Origin of the sequence: Pseudomonas sp. BW7P1 (assembly GCF_024981055.1) — a bacterium.
GTDB classification, from domain to species: Bacteria; Pseudomonadota; Gammaproteobacteria; order Pseudomonadales; family Pseudomonadaceae; genus Aquipseudomonas; species Aquipseudomonas bananamidigenes.
In genome coordinates this window covers 2,776,173-2,795,468 of record NZ_CP103374.1, presented here as the reverse complement: position 1 = coordinate 2,795,468, position 19,296 = coordinate 2,776,173, and the positions used below count along the sequence as shown (strand labels likewise).

Annotated in this window: 17 protein-coding genes and 1 pseudogene; 8 read left to right on the top strand and 10 right to left on the bottom strand. The window is 60.6% G+C overall.

The features are described 5' to 3' along the window. Nucleotides 1-6: 6 nt before the first annotated feature. Entirely contained in the window at nt 7-1,032 is a 1,026-nt protein-coding gene (locus tag NWV16_RS12455; RefSeq protein WP_260523268.1) for a GlxA family transcriptional regulator, read from the bottom strand. A gap of 357 nt (nt 1,033-1,389) precedes the next feature. Here NWV16_RS12455 and NWV16_RS12450 point away from each other — a divergent pair, with 357 nt between their 5' ends. Further along, on the top strand, nt 1,390-2,700 hold the full coding sequence (locus NWV16_RS12450) for an MFS transporter (RefSeq protein ID WP_260523267.1): 1,311 nt from the start codon (nt 1,390-1,392) through the stop codon (nt 2,698-2,700). Nucleotides 2,701-2,772: 72 nt separating this feature from the next. Here the strand turns inward: NWV16_RS12450 and NWV16_RS12445 are convergent, their stop codons facing one another. Both NWV16_RS12445 and NWV16_RS12440 read right to left on the bottom strand, forming a co-directional pair. Beyond that, nucleotides 2,773-4,761, bottom strand: a complete 1,989-nt coding sequence (locus NWV16_RS12445) for a U32 family peptidase (protein ID WP_260523266.1) — start codon at nt 4,759-4,761, stop codon at nt 2,773-2,775. A 219-nt stretch (nt 4,762-4,980) separates the two neighbouring features. Further along, nucleotides 4,981-5,361 (bottom strand): RidA family protein, encoded by a 381-nt coding sequence (locus NWV16_RS12440; protein WP_260523265.1) that lies wholly within the window; start codon nt 5,359-5,361, stop codon nt 4,981-4,983. Nucleotides 5,362-5,982: 621 nt separating this feature from the next. On the opposite strand from NWV16_RS12440, the gene NWV16_RS12435 reads away from it, so the two are divergent. Next, nucleotides 5,983-6,366: a DUF6124 family protein gene (locus NWV16_RS12435; RefSeq protein ID WP_260523264.1), complete on the top strand. Its 384-nt coding sequence runs from the start codon at nt 5,983-5,985 to the stop codon at nt 6,364-6,366. 113 nt (nt 6,367-6,479) lie between these two features. On the opposite strand, the gene NWV16_RS12430 is transcribed toward NWV16_RS12435, so the two are convergent. Then, entirely contained in the window at nt 6,480-6,701 is a 222-nt protein-coding gene (locus NWV16_RS12430) for a hypothetical protein (RefSeq protein WP_260523263.1), read from the bottom strand. 402 nt (nt 6,702-7,103) lie between these two features. Next, nucleotides 7,104-7,691 carry a S1 RNA-binding domain-containing protein gene (locus NWV16_RS12425; protein ID WP_260523262.1) on the bottom strand — a complete coding sequence of 196 codons (588 nt, stop codon included), beginning with the start codon at nt 7,689-7,691 and terminating at the stop codon, nt 7,104-7,106. Between the two features lie 416 nt (nt 7,692-8,107). Here NWV16_RS12425 and NWV16_RS12420 point away from each other — a divergent pair, with 416 nt between their 5' ends. After that, nucleotides 8,108-9,784: an MFS transporter gene (locus NWV16_RS12420; protein WP_260523261.1), complete on the top strand. Its 1,677-nt coding sequence runs from the start codon at nt 8,108-8,110 to the stop codon at nt 9,782-9,784. A gap of 124 nt (nt 9,785-9,908) precedes the next feature. Beyond that, entirely contained in the window at nt 9,909-10,877 is a 969-nt protein-coding gene (locus tag NWV16_RS12415) for an AraC family transcriptional regulator (protein WP_260523260.1), read from the top strand. A 209-nt stretch (nt 10,878-11,086) separates the two neighbouring features. On the opposite strand, the gene NWV16_RS12410 is transcribed toward NWV16_RS12415, so the two are convergent. Continuing rightward, on the bottom strand, nt 11,087-12,997 hold the full coding sequence (locus NWV16_RS12410; protein WP_260523259.1) for a tyrosine-protein phosphatase: 1,911 nt from the start codon (nt 12,995-12,997) through the stop codon (nt 11,087-11,089). 214 nt (nt 12,998-13,211) lie between these two features. On the opposite strand from NWV16_RS12410, the gene NWV16_RS12405 reads away from it, so the two are divergent. From NWV16_RS12405 to NWV16_RS12390, 4 genes and pseudogenes are all read left to right on the top strand, one after another. Continuing rightward, on the top strand, nt 13,212-13,496 hold the full coding sequence (locus NWV16_RS12405; RefSeq protein WP_260523258.1) for a DUF4880 domain-containing protein: 285 nt from the start codon (nt 13,212-13,214) through the stop codon (nt 13,494-13,496). Between the two features lie 116 nt (nt 13,497-13,612). Further along, nucleotides 13,613-14,107, top strand: coding sequence for a PaaI family thioesterase (locus tag NWV16_RS12400; protein ID WP_260523257.1), 495 nt, complete (start codon nt 13,613-13,615; stop codon nt 14,105-14,107). A gap of 8 nt (nt 14,108-14,115) precedes the next feature. Continuing rightward, nucleotides 14,116-14,274: pseudogene (locus NWV16_RS12395) on the top strand (RidA family protein); the annotation flags it as partial. 32 nt (nt 14,275-14,306) lie between these two features. Beyond that, nucleotides 14,307-14,969, top strand: a complete 663-nt coding sequence (locus NWV16_RS12390; RefSeq protein ID WP_260523256.1) for a glutathione S-transferase family protein — start codon at nt 14,307-14,309, stop codon at nt 14,967-14,969. A gap of 9 nt (nt 14,970-14,978) precedes the next feature. On the opposite strand, the gene NWV16_RS12385 is transcribed toward NWV16_RS12390, so the two are convergent. From NWV16_RS12385 to NWV16_RS12370, 4 genes are read right to left on the bottom strand one after another with little or no spacing between them, the layout of a single operon-like run. Further along, nucleotides 14,979-16,097, bottom strand: a complete 1,119-nt coding sequence (locus NWV16_RS12385; protein ID WP_260523255.1) for an agmatine/peptidylarginine deiminase — start codon at nt 16,095-16,097, stop codon at nt 14,979-14,981. A gap of 47 nt (nt 16,098-16,144) precedes the next feature. Next, a complete protein-coding gene (locus NWV16_RS12380) occupies nt 16,145-17,248 on the bottom strand; it encodes an extracellular solute-binding protein (protein WP_260523254.1) in 1,104 nt (367 codons plus the stop codon). 1 nt (nt 17,249) lies between these two features. Further along, entirely contained in the window at nt 17,250-18,158 is a 909-nt protein-coding gene (aguB, locus tag NWV16_RS12375; protein WP_260523253.1) for an N-carbamoylputrescine amidase, read from the bottom strand. Nucleotides 18,159-18,161: 3 nt separating this feature from the next. After that, the gene (locus NWV16_RS12370) at nt 18,162-19,214 is read right to left on the bottom strand and encodes an agmatine/peptidylarginine deiminase (RefSeq protein WP_260523252.1); all 1,053 of its coding nucleotides are present in this window, start codon (nt 19,212-19,214) and stop codon (nt 18,162-18,164) included. Between the last annotated feature and the right edge of the window lie 82 nt (nt 19,215-19,296).

The window sequence follows — 19,296 nt, the reverse complement described above, 5'->3', positions numbered from 1 at the left end:
GGCTGGTCATTTGACGAGCCGTTTTTCCTTGGACGGTCGATAACCGAAATAGGCGCTGTAGCACTTGCTGAAATGGCTTGGCGAAACAAATCCGCAGGCCACCAGCACATCCACCTGGGACAGTTCGGTGTGTTGCAGCAACCGCCGCGCCTCGGTGATACGCAGCTCCATGTAATAACGCTGCGGGGTGGTGCCCAGTTGTTCCTTGAACAGCCGTTCCAGTTGGCGCCGGGAGCGCCCCGCATACACCGCCAGCTGCTCCAGCTCCAGCGGCTCTTCGAGATTGGCGTCCATCAGTTTCACCACTTCACGCAGCGGCGCGCTGACGCTGATGTTCTCCGTGGGTTTGACGCGTCGGTAGCGCGACTCCTCGAACGCCAGAATGTCTTCGATGCCTTCGACCAGCGCCTTGTCGTGCAGACTCTTGATCCAGTCCAGCGCCATGTGGAACGCCCCGGACGGGCTCGACGCCGTCAAGCGGTCACGGTCGATCACATAGGGCTCGCTGCTGACTTGGGTGGCCTTGGAGATTTCCGCCAGCGCCGGTCGATGTTCCGGGTGAATCGCACAGCGATACCCTTCCAGCACCCCTGCCCGCCCCAGAAACCAGGCGCCATTCCACAACCCGGCCAGCAGCACGCCCGCCTCGGCGGCCATTCTCAAAAGACTGATGAACTCGTCGCTGGCCTTCAATTCCGTGCGGTAACCGCCGCAGATCACCAGCAAATCCAGTTCCTGCAGCACGCTGGTTTCCAGACGCGAGTCGGGGCGTATCACCAGCCCCAGATCGCTGATCACCTCGCCGTCGCTCAGGCCGAAAGTGCGGGTGGAAAACAGCCCGGGGCGCAGCAGGTTGGCAGTGATAAGGGTGTCCAGCGCCTGGGTGAAGGCCGGCAGGGAAAAGTGCTCCAGCAGCACGAACCCGGTACGGGTCATGCGCCCCGCCCCGGAGGAAGGTTCGTTCAGGTAGCGCAGGTTCTTGCCCTTCATGCCACCGCTGAATTGACGTCGTTCGATCAAGATGCGGTCCATCTGTTACTTGTTATGCCGCCATGCTAACCGCCGGGGCGGCAAAATACTCGGTCATGCGTGCAATCAACCCCGACCTCAACGAGCGTACTTGACCCAAGCCTGCGTCCCAACGTCGCAGCCCGGGCACCTTGGCAAACGCCACACAAGGCTTAAAATCGCGCCTCCTCTTGCAGTCGCCCGACCGGCGCCTGCCCGCAGCCATGACAACCCTCAGGTTTGAACAGCCGGCCACTTTCACGAAGTGCGCCAGGCTCAATCGTCCTGCCCGTTCGGCGGTCGTTTGTCTTCAACACACTTCGGCTTGGCACTCGCCTGCGCAGAGGCGCACGTTCCGCTGTTCGATCACTTGAGGTTTTTATGACACCGCGTTTGCTGGCCATGGCGCTGGCGCCCCTGCTCGGGCTGTTCATTGTTGCTTTGGGCAACGGTTTTCTGTCCTCCCTGACCACCCTGCGCCTGGGCGCGGCCGGCGAATCGGCGACGATGATCGGCATCGTGTCCTCGGCCTATTTCATCGGCCTCACACTGGGCGCGATTTTCAACGACCGGCTGATCCTGCGCATCGGCCATATCCGCGCCTACAGCAGCTTCGCCTCGCTGATCGCCGCGACCATCCTGCTGCAAGGACTGTTTTATGACACCTGGGGCTGGGTCGTGCTGCGCCTGATCAACGGCTGGGCCACGGTCGGCGTGTTTCTGGTGATCGAGAGCTGGCTGCTGCTGGCCGGTGACGCGAAGATTCGCGGCCGTCTGTTGGCGCTGTACATGATCGTTCTCTACGGCGCCGGGGTACTGGGTCAGGCATTTTTGGGGAAAGTCACCGGCCTGGGCGACACCGCGCCGTTCATGGTCGCCGGCATGCTGGCGACGCTGTCGGTGCTGCCGATCGTGATCCTGCCGCGCGTTTCGCCGTTGCTGGAACAGGTCGAACCGCTCAAGCCTCGGGCCTTGCTCGGCGTGTCACCCACCGGACTGGTCGGCTGCTTCGGCTCCGGCGTGACCATTGCCGCGATCTACACCTTGCTGCCGTTGTACCTGCAACGCATCGGCCTGAACGTCGGCGAAGTCGGCAGCATGATGGCCTGGACGATCCTCGGCGCGATGCTGCTGCAATACCCGGTCGGGCGCTGGTCCGACCGCAAGGATCGCCTGCAAGTGCTGACCGTGCTCTGCGCCGCGTGCACCGTGCTGTCGTTGGTGATCGTGCTGGTGCCGCTGTCCTCGGCCCTGCTCGCAGCGATGTTGTTCCTGCTGGGTGGCGGCGTGTTCGCGCTGTATCCGGTTGCCGTCAGCCACGCCGCCGACCGTGCGCCGGTCGAAACGCTGGTCCCGATGATTCAGGGCATGTTGCTGATCAACTCGCTGGGCTCGGCGATGAGCCCGCTGCTGATCTCCCCGGCGATGAACGCCCATGGCGAAACCGGCCTGTTCTGGGCCTTCGCGCTGGTCAACCTGGCCATGGTGACATTCTTCTTCTGGCGTCGCGGCAAGCGTCCGGTGCCGGCCAACCCGGCGCCGTTCGCAGCGGCAGCGACCTTCTCGCCGACCGGTGCCGAGCTGCGGGTGACCGAGGATTTGCGTCAGGCCGCGCAGGACCATCCGCCAATGGTCGATGCGTTGAGTGGCGAAGCGGCGCCGCCAACAGGATCACGCTACGAAGCCAGTTGAGTTTCTGGCAGGCATAAAAAACCGGTGACTTTCGTCACCGGTTTTTTTATTTATCACACAGCAGCCTCTGAATCAGTGCGGCGCCCGCGGGATCGTCTTCAGCAGGTCCTCTGGGCTGATATGCCCCACCACACTGCCCGGCTGCGGCATGTTCAGGATGTGGCCCTTCATCTTTCCGATCACGTGCATTTCACACGGTTTGCAGTCGAACTTCAGCGTCAGCACTTCATCGCCGTGAATCAGCTGCATCGGTGCGACTTTGGTCTTCACGCCGGTCACGCCTTTGGCCTGTTTCGGGCACAGGTTGAAGGAGAACCGCAAGCAGTGCTTGGTGATCATCACCGGCACTTCGCCCGCCTCTTCGTGGGCCTCGTACGCCGCGTCGATCAGCTTCACGCCGTGACGGTGGTAGAAGTCGCGAGCCTTCTGGTTGTAGACGTTGGCCAGGAACGACAGATGCGCCTCCGGGTACACCGGCGGTGGCGTGGTCTCGGCCTTGCGCGAACCGCGTGGGTGGGCGGCAACACGGGCGGCGGTCAGCGCTTCGATCACTTCGCGGCGCAACGACTTGAGCTGCGAGTTCGGAATGAAGAACGCTTGCGGCGCATCGAGTTTGATCGAGGTCGCGTGGTATTCGGTGGTACCGAGCTGGCCGAGCAAGTCGTGCAAGGTCTCCAGCGCCTGCTCCGGTTTGTTGGCGACGCCGAACGGGCCATCCAGCGCGACGCTGGCGCTGATGCCCTCTTCGCTGGTCACGGTCAGTTCCAGGCGTTCTTCACGCAGCTTCGCCAGCCAGCTCACACCGATACGGCGCTCGGCGGAGGTCTTGAGCAAGGCCTGCTGCCAGTTGTGGTCGAGGTTGCGGTTCAGCGGGTGGTTCGGGCGCAGCTTGTACAAACCTTCCGGCATCTCGTTCGGCTCGACGCGGTAGCGGTAACGCTTCTCGCCTTCTTCCTCGAACTCGCCCTTGGCTTCGGCGATGTTGGCGCGGAAACCCACCACTTCACGTTTGACCAGCACGTTGAGGCCGTCGCCGTTGGACAGCGGTTCATGGGTGACGACTTGCAGGTCACGCTTGCCGACTTTCTCGACCGTGCCCACCGCCAGACCGGTGAAGGTCGGCGAATCGAATGCGCCGATGTCGATCTTGCGCTCGCTGACGAAGTAGTCGGTGCTGCCACGATGGAAGGTCTTTTCCGGGTCCGGCAGGAAGAAATGCGCGGTGCGGCCGCTGGAGGCGCGGGCCAGATCCGGGCGGTCGTTGAGCACGTCGTCGAGGCGCTGGCGGTAGTAGGCGGTGATGTTCTTCACATAGCCCATGTCCTTGTAGCGACCTTCAATCTTGAACGAACGCACACCGGCCTCGACCAGCGCGCGGATGTTGGCGCTCTGGTTGTTGTCCTTCATCGACAGCAGGTGTTTTTCGTAGGCGATCACGCCACCCTTTTCGTCTTTCAGGGTGTACGGCAGACGGCAGGCCTGGGAGCAGTCGCCACGGTTGGCACTGCGCCCGGTCTGCGCGTGGGAAATGTTGCACTGACCGGAAAACGCCACGCACAGCGCGCCATGAATGAAGAACTCGATGGCGGCATCGGTTTCATCGGCAATTGCGCGGATTTCCTTCAGGTTCAGTTCACGGGCCAGAACCAGTTGCGAGAAACCGGCCTGATCGAGGAACTTGGCCCGCGCAAGGGTGCGGATGTCGGTCTGGGTGCTGGCGTGCAGCTCGATGGGAGGAATGTCCAGTTCCATCACGCCCAGGTCCTGGACGATCAGCGCATCGACGCCGGCGTCGTACAACTGGTGGATCAGCTTGCGCGCCGGCTCCAGTTCGTTGTCGTGCAGGATGGTGTTGAGGGTGGTGAAGATGCGCGCGTGGTAGCGACGGGCAAATTCCACCAGTTCGGCGATTTCGCTCACCTCGTTGCACGCGTTGTGGCGCGCCCCGAAGCTCGGGCCGCCGATGTACACCGCGTCGGCGCCATGCAGGATGGCCTCGCGGGCAATGGCCACGTCACGGGCGGGGCTGAGCAGTTCCAGGTGATGTTTGGGCAAGGACATATGTTTTTTAGTCAGGCGGTCACGGTCGAGGCGCGCATTGTAGCCGCGAAACGCGTGGGCGGCACGTTTGGGGTGCCGGGTGGCAGCTGCCGACAATACCGTTAGCCCCTGTGAGAGCTGGCTTGCCAGCGATAGCGGTATATCAGTTAGAGGTGTATTGGCTGACACGACGCCATCGCGGGCAAGCCCGCTCCCACAGGGTTTTCAACAGGGCTGAAGTCAGGCCTTGGCGGCCATTGCGGTGACTTCCACCTTCATCCCTTCAACCGCCAGCGCCGCCACGCCAACCGCCGCACGCACCGGCCATGGCTTGGCGAAGTAGCGCTTGTACACCTCGTTGAAGGCTGCGCGATCGGCCATGTCGGTCAGGTAAATGGTCAGGTGCAGCACGCGGTCCATCGAGCTGCCGGCCTTTTCCAGCGCCACTTTCAGCGCCTGCAAGGTGCATTCACTTTGCGCGGTGACGTCGCCCAGTTCCAGGCTGCCGTCGGCACGGGTCGGGATCTGGGTCGACATCAGGATGCCGTTGAATTCGGTCACGTCCGAAGAGATCGAGTCTGCATCCGGATCCGGGGTGTAGGTGATGTCTGAGTTGGCCATGGGAAAGTCCTTCGCTGGCAGTGAGGACGGCGCCATCGCGCGCCGTTTCGGGCGGCCAGTTTACAGACACGGCGGCGGGTTGTGCCAAACCCGACCCTGGAAGGGATTTCGACGCCTTGCCAGGGAGCTTGCTGCCGCTGGCCTGCACAGCAGGCCCTCTTTGATTGGGCGCGCTGCGTGCCCCAGCGGGAGCAAGCTCCCTCACCACAGCGTCAAGTCGGTGCCGATGTCTGAAGCCTGTTTCTTGAGCCTTGTCGCGCTCGATAAACATTGGAAACAAGGGATGTGTAAAAGCACGCAAGGAAACTTCCCGAAGCCTACAAATCCTTGCGCCGGCGCCTACGGCTACGCCAGAATCCGCCGGCTTGTGCGCCTTGGGGTCGGCCGGTAACTTGGATCGGGTCACTGATTCGCAGTGATCGGGTTTAGCAGCTCGTCGAGTCAAGCCGTTCAAGTCTCTATCAATTCAGATATTTCTGAGCTTGATGGTGGCTGTGCGCAGGGCACCTTCGGGTGCGCCGATTGCTTGGCTCATCGGTCTGCTAACCTGCGCGCAGCTGCCACCCTATTCGTTTAGCAGCGAGATGGTTGCAGCCTCACTCCTCAGAGAGGTTAGAGCCAATGTTCAAAGTAACTCCAAATCCCCCGGTCACCGAACCGGCCAGCATCACCGACCCAATCTCCCCCTACGAATGCCCTGATTCGAAGCGGTTTCACGAGGCCGCCAACCGCGCCCTCGACTACCACCTCGGCCCGATGACAGCCCACATGATGGCCGCGCCCTACACCCCCAACCGCCTCTACCAGACCAACCCGGCCAGCAACAACGAATCGCTGCTGGTCGACGCCGTCGAAACCCTCGGTTCGGCCAACGTCATGCTCAACAACTTCGCCGACCTCCTTCAGGGGCCTCACCGCAAGACCGCGCAAGGCATTGCTCAGGTGGTGATGCTGGCGGAACTGGCGGTGAATCGGGTGTTGGATAAAGTGGTGCCGACGGAATAACCTTTATCATTGAAGTTTTTTTCGCCACCAACATCAAAAGGGGACGATCAAATAAGTCCGCCCCCCTTTGATTTCTCATTAAACAAATCCGTCCCCTTTGACTTTACACAGAGCTAATAACTCGTGGTCGTGGGAACATACAATCCCCCCGAACGCTCTTGATATAACACCCCGTTAACATCATCCTCAAAATAAACCACATAATCCGAACCTTGCGAAACCACCTCCGCGGCGGGCAAAGGGTAGTTCGTCGCCACATGCTGCTCAACGGCTGCTTGGCTTGTATAACCCGAAAAAATTGTACTTGAATATTTCTTTCCGTGTACACGCGCCATGATCAGTATCCTCACCGAAATGAAAAAACAAGGGCACGGATTTATTTCCTGCCCCGCACAAGCAAAGTATGACCACTAACAGCCACCACAACACCTGACAGAAATAACAGTATTTAATACCAATTCAGAATTACCAAAGCTCTGAAAAAACATAAGACACAGACTTATTCAACTCATTCCGTCAGCCAAGACAGCGTGGCCACAATAGACAAAACAAAACGGACAGATTTATTTTCCGTGCAAGGGCCCTCACCGCAAACCGCGCAAGGTATTGCGCAGGTGGTGATGCTGGCGGAACTGGCGGTGAATCGGGTGTTGGATAAAGTTGTTCCGGCGGAATAATCCGTAGTGGCGAAGGATTGCCCTCGCCACCAATTAACATCACTTTCTTGATTCTTTTAATTATCTGATACCTAGGGAGATACTACGACGCTGTTCGTCGACCCCCAAAATCTCGACTTCCACTTCGTCACCGGGACTTAATCCTTCTGAAGGGGGGTTGTTCTCGTTGGGCCAGTTAATTTCCGAAACCAGCATCAAACCGTCAATGCCTGCTTCTACCTCAACGAAGGCGCCTAAGTGACTCATGTTGGTTACACGAGCCATAACACGAGTACCTATTGGGTAACGCTTTTTAATATCATTCCATTGAGCTTCGCCCTCATTACCCTCAGCGATAACCTGCCCGCCCGTCAAAGCCGCAAAATCTTGCAACAACTCTTTCCTATGTGGTGAAACACTCGCAGACTCGTCTTTAAAATCCAGTTCCCTATGACAAAGGCTGTCCGAGCCTTGAGATTTCAATCCTCCAACAACCTCCGAGGAAACAAACGTTCCATTGCATTTTTCTTTCTTACCTACAAAAGCCAAAAACGGTATCAAAACCTTGTCAAACTCCTTTTGACGCTCCTCGTCAAAATAATTAATTCGCACCAACAGGCGCGCCACATTCCAGAGAAGTTCGCTTGCGCCTTCTACCTGTAGACTCATCTCCATACTCCTAAAAAATCAATCAAGTAAAAATCGGGACAGATTTATCTTCCAACCCACCTACAAAAAATATCAACGCAATATCAGCAGCCGCACCTGATAGAAATAACAGTTTTTAATACTTATTCAGAACAACCAAAATTCTGAATAACGATAAGGAGCGGAGGACACGGACTCATTTAACTCACACGCTCCCCGAACCAGCCAAACCCTCTTCGTCTCTGCCCCCATCCACCGCCGCCACTGGATATCCCCCCAATCCCAATTATGCTCAAGGAAACCCCGCCCTCCCGCGCGGGGCCGTGATGCTGTGCATGCTCCACGAAACACCTGATCCGGCATCCGCCACAGGCCTCGGGTACGCGACGTTGATGAAGTGCTCCGGCCTACAAAAACAAGCACGACGGAGAACACCCATGGCCGTACTCGACAGCATGTCCACCGGCAGTGCCCCGCACCACAGCGTCAGTCGAGAGGAGCGCAAGGTTATCTTTGCCTCGTCCCTCGGCACGGTGTTCGAGTGGTACGACTTTTACCTTTACGGCTCGCTCGCCGCGATCATCGCCAAACACTTCTTCGCCGGGGTCAACGAGACCACGGCGTTCATCTTCGCCCTGCTCGCCTTCGCCGCCGGTTTTGCCGTGCGGCCGTTTGGGGCGGTGGTGTTCGGGCGGTTGGGTGACATGATCGGGCGCAAGCACACGTTTCTGATCACGATCGTGATCATGGGTGTGTCGACGGCGATTGTGGGTTTCCTGCCGGCTTACGCGACGATCGGGGTCGCAGCACCGATCATTCTGATTACCCTGCGGCTGCTGCAGGGGCTGGCGCTGGGCGGTGAATACGGCGGCGCGGCGACGTATGTGGCCGAGCATGCGCCGAAGGGCAAGCGCGGGTATTTCACTTCGTGGATTCAGACCACGGCGACGCTCGGGCTGTTTCTGTCACTGCTGGTGATTCTGGCGTGCCGCACCGCGCTGGGCACCGAGGCGTTCGAGGCCTGGGGCTGGCGGATTCCGTTTCTGCTGTCGATCCTGCTGCTGGCGGTGTCGGTGTATATCCGTCTGCAACTGAACGAGTCGCCGGTGTTCATGAAGATGAAGGCCGAAGGCAAGGCGTCGAAAGCGCCGCTGACCGAATCCTTCGCTCGTTGGGACAACCTGAAAATCGTGATCATGGCCCTGCTCGGCGGTACCGCCGGCCAAGCGGTGGTCTGGTACACCGGGCAGTTCTACGCGCTGTTCTTCCTGCTGCAAACCCTGAAAATCGACCCGCAGACCGCCAACCTGCTGATCGCCGGTTCGCTGTTGATCGGTACGCCGTTCTTCGTGATTTTCGGCAGCCTGTCCGACCGCGTCGGGCGCAAGGGCATCATCATGGCCGGGTGCGTTCTGGCGGCGGTGACCTACTTCCCGATCTTCCACGCGCTGACCCAGTACGGTAACCCTGACGTGTTCGTCGCCCAGGAAAAGAACCCGGTCAAAGTGGTCGCCAACCCGGATCAGTGCTCGTTCCAGTTCGATCCGGTGGGCAAGGCCAGATTCACCAGCTCCTGCGATCTGGCGAAAACCATCCTGGCCAAACGGGCGATCCCTTACGAAAACGTGGTGGCGGAACCGGGCACCGTGGCCCAGGTGCGCATTGGCGACAAGGTCATCGAAAGTTTCGAAGGCAGCGCCCTGCCAGCCGCTGACTTCAAGACCCGCAACGATGCCTTCACTGCCAGCCTCGGCACCGCGCTGAAAGAGGCCGGTTACCCGGAAAAAGCCGACCCGGCCAAGACCAACTACCCGATGGTCTTGCTCCTGCTGACCGTGCTGGTGATCTACGTGACCATGGTTTACGGCCCGATTGCCGCATGGCTGGTCGAGCTGTTCCCGGCGCGCATCCGCTACACCTCGATGTCGCTGCCTTACCACATCGGCAACGGCTGGTTCGGCGGGTTCCTGCCGACGGTGGCGTTTGCGATGGTCGCGGCCACCGGGGATATTTACTACGGCTTGTGGTACCCGATTGTCATCGCGGTGATGACGGCGATTCTCGGGATTTTCTTCATGCCGGAGACCAAGGATCGGGAGATTCATCACACCTGACCCGACTCCGCCCGATGCTGTGCATAGCGCCACGCACAGCATCGAGCGTTGTCACATCGGCGTCATTGTTGGTTGCTAACGTCCTCGCGCCTCTTTGCCCCCGACTGCCAAGGTGACCTTCCCGGTGTACTCAAGCCCGACGCGCCAGACCATCATCCTCAGATCCGCCGATATGCCCTGCGACGACTTCGGCGCGCTGTTCTCGCGGATGTTCGGCAATCGCTATGGCGATACACCGCCACCACCGAAAGACATCATCATCGGCGGCGTTTACGGCCGGTACGAAGGCGTGAGTTTCCGGCGCATGCATTATCGGGGCGATTTCACGGTCGCGTTTCCCGAGCCGTTCGATGAAATCACCTTTGTGATTCCCACCGCCGGCAAGATCGTTTTCAACCATGAATCCGTGGGGCTTAGCGATGTGGGGCTGGCCATCGACAAGGCGGATCTGCGTTCGATGCGTTTCGTCGACAATCACGCCCAGCACGGCATGTCGATCAGTCGTGCTGCGCTCACCGAACGCTTGTCGTCGCTGTTGAGCCGACCGATCGTGCACAAGCTGCATTTCGAACCGAGGGTGGACCTGAACAGCCCGGCGTTTCAGGGCATTCGTGCTCTGATCGATCTGGCCACCGGCACTGAGTTTGACTTGCTGTTGAACGCCGGTTCTCTGATGCCGTCGCGTCTGCGGGAAATGCTGGTGGACGCGGTGCTGGAAGCCTGGCCGCACAACTTCAGCGAAGCCCTGCGCCGGCCCGAACCGTCGATTGCGCCACGGCATGTGAAGCAGGCCATCGAATACATTCAGGCGCATCCCGAGCAACTGGTCAGCGGGACGGATCTGGCGGGAAGGGTGAACGTCAGTTTGCGGGCGTTGCAGGAAGGTTTCCGGCGGTTTGTCGGGACCTCGATTGTCGCGTATCAGCGCCAGGTCAGGCTGGAGCGGGCCTGCGAAGCGTTGAAGCGAGGTTCGTCGTCAACGGTGACCGAAGTGGCCCTGCAATACGGCTTCAGTAATGTCGGGCGGTTCTGCCAATACTTTCAGGATGCCTACGGCGTAAGCCCCGCAGAAATGCGAAAAGGACTGCGATAGCACCGCAATTCCCTGTGGGAGCGAGCCTGCTCGCGATAGCGGTGTGTCTGGCAATGATGTGCGTGGATGTGCCGGCCTCTTCGTCGGATCGCCGCCCGGGGCAAGCCCGCTCCCACAGGTTGTTTGGTGATGCAGAAATCTTGAGCACACCCCAAATCCCTGTGGGAGCTGGCTTGCCAGCGATGGCGGCATGTCTGGCATTGAAGATGTCAGAACTGATAACTGGCCTTGAGCCCGCCACTGAAACCGTGGCTGTCGCCCCCGCCGCTCGCGCCGACGTCGGCGCCCAGACTCAGCGCGCCAAGGCTGGCCATCAGGTTGACGCCGCCGCTGAACTGATCACGGTTGTCGAACGCCGCGCGTTGTTCGATATCCAGTCCCAGCAAATGCCCTTTACTGTCGACCTGATGTTCGCCCAGCACACGCTCGTAGCCGACCCGCACACCCGGCACCAGTTGCCATGCGCCCGCAGCCATCGGGGCGAACGAGACATCAAGATTGGCCACGGCGCTGCGACGGGTTTGCTGGAGGCCGTCGACATCGAGGGCCAGCTCGCTGCCCTTCTCCTGGAAGCCCGACAGGTCGAGACGAGTGACGCGCACGCCGAGGCTCGGCTCCAGAACCCTATCGTTCATCGGCAGGCGATAACCCAGCGCCAGCGTGGCGCCGCCGAGATTGCCGTGGGTGTCACCTTTCGCCGAACCGAGGCCGCCGCCGAGGTCGCGTTTGCTGTCGTAATCGACATAACCGGTACTGAGGTTGGCATCGGCAAACAAACCCCGCTCCAGACTGGAGAAGCCATAACGGGCGCCCAGATCGAGGAAGGTGAAATCGGTATCGGCCTCGCCGCCCGCCGCGCCAACGGTGCCCTTGCTGTAACCGATCCCGCCACGCGCGCTGAGTTGTTCGGAGAAGCGCTGAGTGACGCCGACCATCAGGCCCTGAGTGTGTTCGTTGCTGCTTTGCGCATGGGCCGAACCGTCGGTGCCCAGGTAACCGGCGAGCGCGGTGCTCCACAAACGGTACTGGCCGACCTTGAGGTCAGTGCCGCTGGCGAACGGCGCGGCGGCCTGCTCGATCATTGCGTTCTGACGCAGCAGGTAACTCGCCGCATCGGCATGCACCTGACCGCCGACGGTGGACTCGACACCGCCCAGGGTGCCGGCGTCGATGGCCGATTGCAGGTAGTAGTTGTAGGCGCTGTAGGTGCCCGAGAGTTTGCTGTTTTGCAATTCCTGCAACAGCTGCGCACCGGCGGCGGCATTGCCGATCAGCCCTGCCTGACCGGGCAGGCTGTTGTACTCGACCATTTTGCCGCGCAGCACGTAGATGGTTTCCTGGGACAGACCCAGACCCTGCTTGAGGTAGTTGTCCATGCTGCCGTATTGCGCGGTCACCTGATCCAGACCCGCTTGCAGGTAACTGGCCTCTACGCCCAGCAGCGGCGCGTAGATGGCAGCCATGCTTGCCGGCATCATCGCCAGGGTTTTGGCCACCCGGGCGGCGGTGTAGTCGTTGGTCGCCAGGTAGTTGCTCATGATCGTGGCGTTGTCGACCCCGGCGATGCTTTGCAGCACGGCGGCGGTCCAGCCGGTGCGGTCCTTGCCGGCGGTGCAGTGGAACAGCGCGGCACCGTCGACGCCGGCCAGTTCGTTGAACAACACGCCGAGCTGGCGGCGCATGCCGGCATCGCTGACAAAGGCGCGGTTGGTGTCCTGCATCATGGCGATGGCATCGGTGGCGCTTTTAAACGAGACCGTGGTGATGTTCGCGCCCGAAGTGGTGGCGCCGATGATGTCGATGTTCTGGTAGGTCGCGCCGCTGATCATCGTGTCCGGCGTGGCCGCGATTTCACTGGGGGTGCGCAAATCATAAACGGCCTTGATCCCCAGCCCGTTGAGGGTCGCCAGATCCGACGCCGTCGGCGTCAGTGCATTCGAGCGATAAAACACACCGGCACGCATCGTGCCGTCATGGGCCGTTGAGTAGGCCGTGGTGATACCGGCGACATCGCGGAAGTTGTCGATACCCTGCAGGCGCGGGGTATCAAGGCTGGCCGCATGAGCGGCGGCGATGGACAGACTCAGCACGGACAGCGAACACAGAAGACGTGGAAACACGATGCAGCCTCATTGAAAACCGGTTGGGCTGCCCACTCTCTACATCGGTAAGTGCCGGAATATGACAAAACGTCGAAAAGCGTAAATGGCCGCGCGATCTGTCCGGCGCACGCGCATTCTGTCCGTCGGGCCGGCTGAATCCCTGTGGAAATTTGACGTTTTTTTTGCAAGAGGCAGGGTAAAGTGCCCTCTCCGGCCATCCTGGAAACAGTCAATGAATCGCCAAAGTCCTCAAGACGCCGATGATGAAATCCTCCATCAGGCAGCTCACTGGTGCTTGCGCCTGCAAGACGAAACCTGCACGCCCGAAGAACGCCAGGCCTTCCAGCAGTGGATTCAGAGCAGCCCGCGCCATGCCTTCGAGTACGCAAAGATGCTTGAAGTCTGGGAATTGAGCGATCAATTGCCCGACGAGCACGACAAGTCGAAAAAGCGCAAAGCCGTGACACTGCCGTGCAGCTTCGAGGAATTTCAACGCAATCTGGCGCAACGCAATTAGCATCATGCGGGGATCAATGTCAGCAGCAGACGGCGTCACTTGAAGCAACGCCTCGTCCTTGATTCAGGGTTAGAATCCCCTCGGTTCGACTAACCCGTTTTAAGGATGATCCCGGCATGTCCCCCCTCGACACTTCCCTGCAAGACACCGCCGCCCCCGACGGCGTCTGCTTCGGCTGCGGCAGCAGCAATCCGCACGGCTTGCACATCAAGAGCTTCTGGCATGAAGACGGCGTACACGTCATGGCCGAGCATCTGCCCGAAGCCAAATACTGCGGCTGGCCGGAGCTGGTCTACGGCGGCCTGATCGCAATGCTGGTGGACTGCCATTCGAACTGGACGGCGATGGCTTACCACTACCGCGCCGAAGGGCGTGAAGTCGAAAGCCTGCCACGCATCAACTGCGTCACTGGCAATCTCGGCATCAAGTTCATCAAGCCAACGCCGATGGGCGTGCCGCTGACGCTGAAGGCAAAAGTCGAAGGCGAAACCGGGCGCAAGAGCCGGGTGATCTGCGAGGTGTACGCCGGGGATGTGCTGACGGCGGTGGGTGATTCGGTGTTTGTGCGGGTGGATACCGAACAACTGGCAGCGCTTGCGCACGGTCGCTGAAATCCGACATGAACCGGCACATGCCGATGTTTCGTGAGGTGAAGAACCGTGTATTCCCCAAAGGCTTCTGCACCTGGACCTGCATCGGCGTCAGTGAACTGGCCCATCCGGGATTGCTGGTGGAAATCAAATGCGTGGCCGTGCGCAGGCGCGCTATACCTGTGTAGTGCGTTTCACCACCATCGCGAGGCGTTGAACCATGGACTTGACCCTCTACTACCATCCGTTGTCGTCCTACTGCCACAAAGCCCTGATTGCCCTGTACGAGCACGGAGTCGCCTTCGAAAAACGTCTGATCGACCTGTCGAGCGAAACCGAGCGGGCCGAGCTGCGGGCGCTGTGGCCACTGGTCAAATTCCCGGTATTGCAGGATCGCGCCCGCCAGCAGAATGTGCCGGAGTCGAGCGTGATCATCGAATATCTGGACCGTTACCACGCCGGAGCAGGCCGCCTGATCCCCGACGACTGGGATACCGCGCTGCAAGTACGTTTGTGGGACCGCTTTTTCGACAACTACGTGATGACGCCGATGTCGCAGATCGTCGCCGACCGCATCCACAATGCAAACGCCGATCTGAGCAGCCAGCGCACCTTGCTGAACACCGCCTACGACATGCTGGAAAACCAGTTGGCGACCCACCCATGGATCGCCAGCCCGGCCTACAGCATGGCCGATTGCTCGGCCAGTCCGGCGCTGTTCTACGCCAATACGCTGGTGCCGTTTGGCGACCACCGCCCTCGCCTCGGCGCTTATTTCGAGCGACTGGTGCAGCGTCCGTCTTTCCGCCAGGTGATCGACGAAGCCAAACCCTGGTTTGACTTCTATCCCTTCGCTGAAGCGCTTCCCCAGCGGTTTCGCTGAGCAACCGCTTCACGCCGACTGGTGACTGGTCACACAGTGAATCCCGCCACCGCCGGCGGCGATGGCGTCGATGTTGATCTGCACCACGTCGCGGTTCGGGTAAAGCTGTTTGAGCAAGTCGAAGGCCTTCTTGTCCGCCTCCTTGTCGCCGAACTCCGGGGCGATGACCGCGCCATTGATGACGAAGTAGTTGATGTAACCGGCCGCAAAGTCATCGTTGTTCTTGTTGAACTTGGTCTTGCGTGGATTCAGCGGTGGCGACACGGTGTGGATCTGCAGCGGGCGACCGTCGGCATCGGTGGCCTTCTTCAGAATTTCCAGATGCGCCAGCGTGACCTTGTTGTCGTAGGAACGCGGGTCGGTATCAAGATTGGCGATCACAACGCCGGGCTTGACGAAGCGTGCGTAGAAATCGACGTGGGCATCGGTGATGTCCTTGTCCTTGATGCCCGGCAGCCAGATGATTTTGCGCAGGCCCAGACGCGCCTTCAGTTCCGCCTCGACATCGGCCTTGCTCCAGCCGGGGTTGCGGTTTTCGTTGACCCAGCAGCTTTCGGTCATGATCCCGGTGCCGTGGCCATCGACTTCGATGCCGCCGCCCTCGCCCACCAGTTCGCTGCGGATGTAGGTCGCTTGTGCATCCTGCGCGACGCGCCTGGCGATTTTCGCGTCTTTGGAGTGCTGCTGTTTGTTGCCCCAGCCGCTGAAATTGAAGTCCACCGCGCCCAGGCCATTCTTGTCGTCAATGACGAAGTTGGCGCTGATGTCGCGCATCCAGATGTCATCGAGGTTGGCGATCTGGTAGGTGATGTTGGACGTGCCGCAAATCTCTTCGGCCAGGCTGCGTTCGCTGCTGCGGCAATAAAGGGTCAGCGGCTCGTAACGTGCAATGGCGCGGGCGATCCGGCCCAGGGCTTCCTGGACGTCTTCGGTGAAGTCTTCCCAGATCGCGTCCTGTGCGCCGAAGGCCATGTAGGCGCGTTCGTGTTTGTCGCCCTCGTCGGGCATGAACCAGCGACCCTCGCTGGCCGCCAGCACCCGCGCCGGCGAGAGGCCGAGACCCATGACGGCAGCGCCTACGCCGGCGGCAACTGAAACCTGTTTGATGAACTCGCGACGAGTGGGCATGTGTAGCTTCCTGATGGATAAGGGGCCGCCGAGGCGGCGCGGAAAAATCACTTGGCAGTGGCGGTCTTGAACTTGGTCCAGGTGCGCATGCGGGCACGCATGTCGGCCTGGGGAATGTCCTTGCCCGGTATCAGACGAGCATAGGTCGCCTCGTCGAGGTAGATGTCCGGGTTGTTGCGCATGGCCTCATCCACGTTTGGCCGGGCCTTGGCATTGGAGGTCGGGTAACCGGTGAAATTGCTGATCGCAGCCATGTTCTCCGGGCGCATCACGAAGTTGATGAATTCGTAGGCGTATTCCGGGTGTTTGGCATCCACTGGAATGGCCATGGTGTCCATCCACACCGTGGTGCCCTCACGGGGCACGCGGTACTGGAAGCGGGTCTGTTTGCCGGCGCTGTCCGAGGTGCGCTGGGCCTGGGTCATGTCGCCGCTGTAGCCGAGGGACAGGCACAGGTTGCCGTTGACCAGATCGGTCACCGGTTGCGACTGGAACTTGCGGATGTACGGCCGCAGTTTCATCAGCAAATCACTCGCCGCCGCGAGATCCGCAGGCTTGGCGCTGCGCGGATCACGGCCCAGATAATTGAGCACCACGGCCAGCACTTCGTCCGGCGAATCGATCATTGAAATCCCGCAATCGGCGAACTTCACGGCCAGTTCCGGCTTGAACAGCATGTCCAGGCTGTTGACCGGCGCATCCGCCATGCGTTGCTTGATCTGCCCGGCGTTGTAGGTCAGGCCGATGGTGCCCCAGGTGTAGGGCACCGTGGCCTTGTTCGAGTGCTCGTAATGGCTGCGCAGCTTTTGCAGGCCCGGCTCGATATCGTTCATCGCCGTGACCTTCGACGGATCCAGCGGCAACAGGCTGCCGGCGCGCATCAGCCGTTCGGCCACGGTGTCACCGGGGAAGATCAGGTCGTAGCCACTGCCACCGGAGAGCATCTTGGCCTCCAGGGTTTCGCTGCCGTCCATCACGTCGTAGATCACCTTGATCCCGGTTTCGGCGGTGAACTTGCTCAAGGTGTCTTCGGCGAAATAGTCGGCCCAGTTGTACAGTCGCAAAGTCTTGTCTTCGGCATGTACGGCCGGCATCAGACCAGCCAGCGCCAGGCCCAGAGCACCCAGCAACCTCTTGCGTGAAATACGCATATCAGACTCCTTGAGGATTCCAGCGGGCGTGAAGGTGACGGCCGTCCTGACTCAACAACGCGCCATACATTTCCGGGCGACGATCGCGGTAGATGCCCCAGCTCAGGCGCTCCTCGCGCATGGCTGCCAGATCCAGGCTCTGCACCAGCACGCCGGTGCTGGCGCGGTCGGCTTCGGCGAGCATTTTTCCCTTGTGGTTGCAGATAAACGACGAGCCGTAGAAATTCATTTGCAACGCCGCATCGGTGCCCGCCACTTCGCGGCCAACGCGATTGGAAGCGATCACCGGCAACAGATTCGCAGCAGCGTGGCCACGCATGGTCATCTGCCAGTGGTCCCGCGAATCCAGGTCGGCACAGCCCGGCTCAGAGCCAATGGCGGTCGGGAACAGCAGCACTTCAGCGCCCATCAACGCCAGACAGCGGGCGGTTTCCGGAAACCACTGATCCCAGCAAATGCCCACGCCGAGGCGACCGAACGCGGTGTCCCAGACTTTGAAGCCGGTGTCGCCGGGGCTGAAATACTCCTTCTCCTGATAGCCGATGGCGTTGGGGATGTGGGTCTTGCGGTACACACCCAACAGGCGCCCGTCGGCATCGGCCACGCTCAGGGAATTGAAGCAGGCGTTGCCGGCCTTCTCGTACCAGCTCAGCGGCAGCACCACGCCGAGCTCCCGGGCCAGCGCAGCGAAGCGCGACAGCACCCGACTGTCGCGATACTCCTCGGCCAGCGCCATGTGGTGGTGGCTCTGCTCGATGCAGAAATACGGCGTGGCGAACAGCTCCTGCAACAGGATCACTTGCGCACCCTGCGCCGCCGCTTCGCGCACCAGCTGCTCGGCGCGGTCGAGGTTGCTTTTCAAATCCCAGGTGCACGGCATCTGGGTGGTGGCGACTTTGAGCATCGTCATCGATCAACCCTCCAGAGGCCAGGCTGGCTGCTGTTGGGTGATGCAATGCACACCGCCGCCGCCATGGGCCAGATGATTGATCTGCACCGGCACCACTTCACGTCCGGGGAACGCCTTGGCCAGGGTTTGCGCCGCGACATGGTCGGCCTCGATACCGTAGGCCGGCATGAAGATCGCGCCGTTGGCGATGTAGAAATTGGTGTACGAGGCGCAGAACACTTCGGCTTCGGTGTCCACCGCATCGGTGGCTTCATACAGCTCGATCAGCTCGAATTGGCGGCCCCGGGCGTCGGTGGCCAGTTCCAGTGCACGGCGGTTTTCCCGCACCACTTCGGCGTACACCGAGCTGCGATCGTGAGTCGCATCCACCAACAACACGCCGGGACGGGCGAAAGCGCAGACGCCATCGACGTGGCCGTCGGTCATGTCGCCGGTGACGTAATCCGGATCGCCCGGCAGCCAGATGGTTTTCTTCACGCCGAGCAGACGGCTGAAGATCTCTTCCATCTCGGCCTTGCTCACGCCGGGGTTACGGTTGGGGTTGAGCAGCACCGATTCGGTAGTGATCAAGGTGCCCTCGCCGTCCACGTGGATTGCGCCTCCTTCGTTGCTCAGCGCCGTACCAAAGCACTCGCCGCCCAGATGATTGAGCACCCGGCGGGCCAGGCTTTCGTCCAGCTCGTGGGCCGACTTGCCGCCCCAGGCGTTGAAGCGCCAGCTCACCCCGGCCAGACCTTGCTCTGGATGAACGACGAAACTCGGGCCGGAGTCGCGGCACCAGCTGTCGTTGACCGCCAGCGGAATCAGTTCGATGTTCGGCCCGCACAAGGCTTTGGCACTGGCGATGGCCGACGGATCGACGACCATTTTCACCGGTTCGAACCGGGCGATGGCATTGGCGACGCGGGCGAAATCTTCCTGCACCAACGGCAGGGTCACGCGCCAGCCCGACTCCCACAGGGCCTTGTTGTGGGGCCAGACCATCCAGGTCGCGGCGTGCGTTACCCACTCTGCCGGCATCATCCAACCGCTGTTGTTGTTTTTGTTCTGCTGCATGGTAAAAAGCCCTTTGAGTTAAGCCATTGTGTTCAATGGAAAAAGCCTTGGCGGCGTAGACGTGCATGCTAATGGCGGCCTG

Coding starts and splice junctions, on each gene's coding strand:
- NWV16_RS12380 (WP_260523254.1), bottom strand. CDS start 17,248: ATGCGTATTTCACGCAAGAGGTTGCTGGGTGCTCTGGGCCTGGCGCTG.
- NWV16_RS12430 (WP_260523263.1), bottom strand. CDS start 6,701: ATGGCGCGTGTACACGGAAAGAAATATTCAAGTACAATTTTTTCGGGT.
- NWV16_RS12435 (WP_260523264.1), top strand. CDS start 5,983: ATGTTCAAAGTAACTCCAAATCCCCCGGTCACCGAACCGGCCAGCATC.
- aguB (WP_260523253.1), bottom strand. CDS start 18,158: ATGACGATGCTCAAAGTCGCCACCACCCAGATGCCGTGCACCTGGGAT.
- NWV16_RS12440 (WP_260523265.1), bottom strand. CDS start 5,361: ATGGCCAACTCAGACATCACCTACACCCCGGATCCGGATGCAGACTCG.
- NWV16_RS12450 (WP_260523267.1), top strand. CDS start 1,390: ATGACACCGCGTTTGCTGGCCATGGCGCTGGCGCCCCTGCTCGGGCTG.
- NWV16_RS12445 (WP_260523266.1), bottom strand. CDS start 4,761: ATGTCCTTGCCCAAACATCACCTGGAACTGCTCAGCCCCGCCCGTGAC.
- NWV16_RS12420 (WP_260523261.1), top strand. CDS start 8,108: ATGGCCGTACTCGACAGCATGTCCACCGGCAGTGCCCCGCACCACAGC.
- NWV16_RS12405 (WP_260523258.1), top strand. CDS start 13,212: ATGAATCGCCAAAGTCCTCAAGACGCCGATGATGAAATCCTCCATCAG.
- NWV16_RS12370 (WP_260523252.1), bottom strand. CDS start 19,214: ATGCAGCAGAACAAAAACAACAACAGCGGTTGGATGATGCCGGCAGAG.
- NWV16_RS12385 (WP_260523255.1), bottom strand. CDS start 16,097: ATGCCCACTCGTCGCGAGTTCATCAAACAGGTTTCAGTTGCCGCCGGC.
- NWV16_RS12425 (WP_260523262.1), bottom strand. CDS start 7,691: ATGAGTCTACAGGTAGAAGGCGCAAGCGAACTTCTCTGGAATGTGGCG.
- NWV16_RS12455 (WP_260523268.1), bottom strand. CDS start 1,032: ATGGACCGCATCTTGATCGAACGACGTCAATTCAGCGGTGGCATGAAG.
- NWV16_RS12390 (WP_260523256.1), top strand. CDS start 14,307: ATGGACTTGACCCTCTACTACCATCCGTTGTCGTCCTACTGCCACAAA.
- NWV16_RS12400 (WP_260523257.1), top strand. CDS start 13,613: ATGTCCCCCCTCGACACTTCCCTGCAAGACACCGCCGCCCCCGACGGC.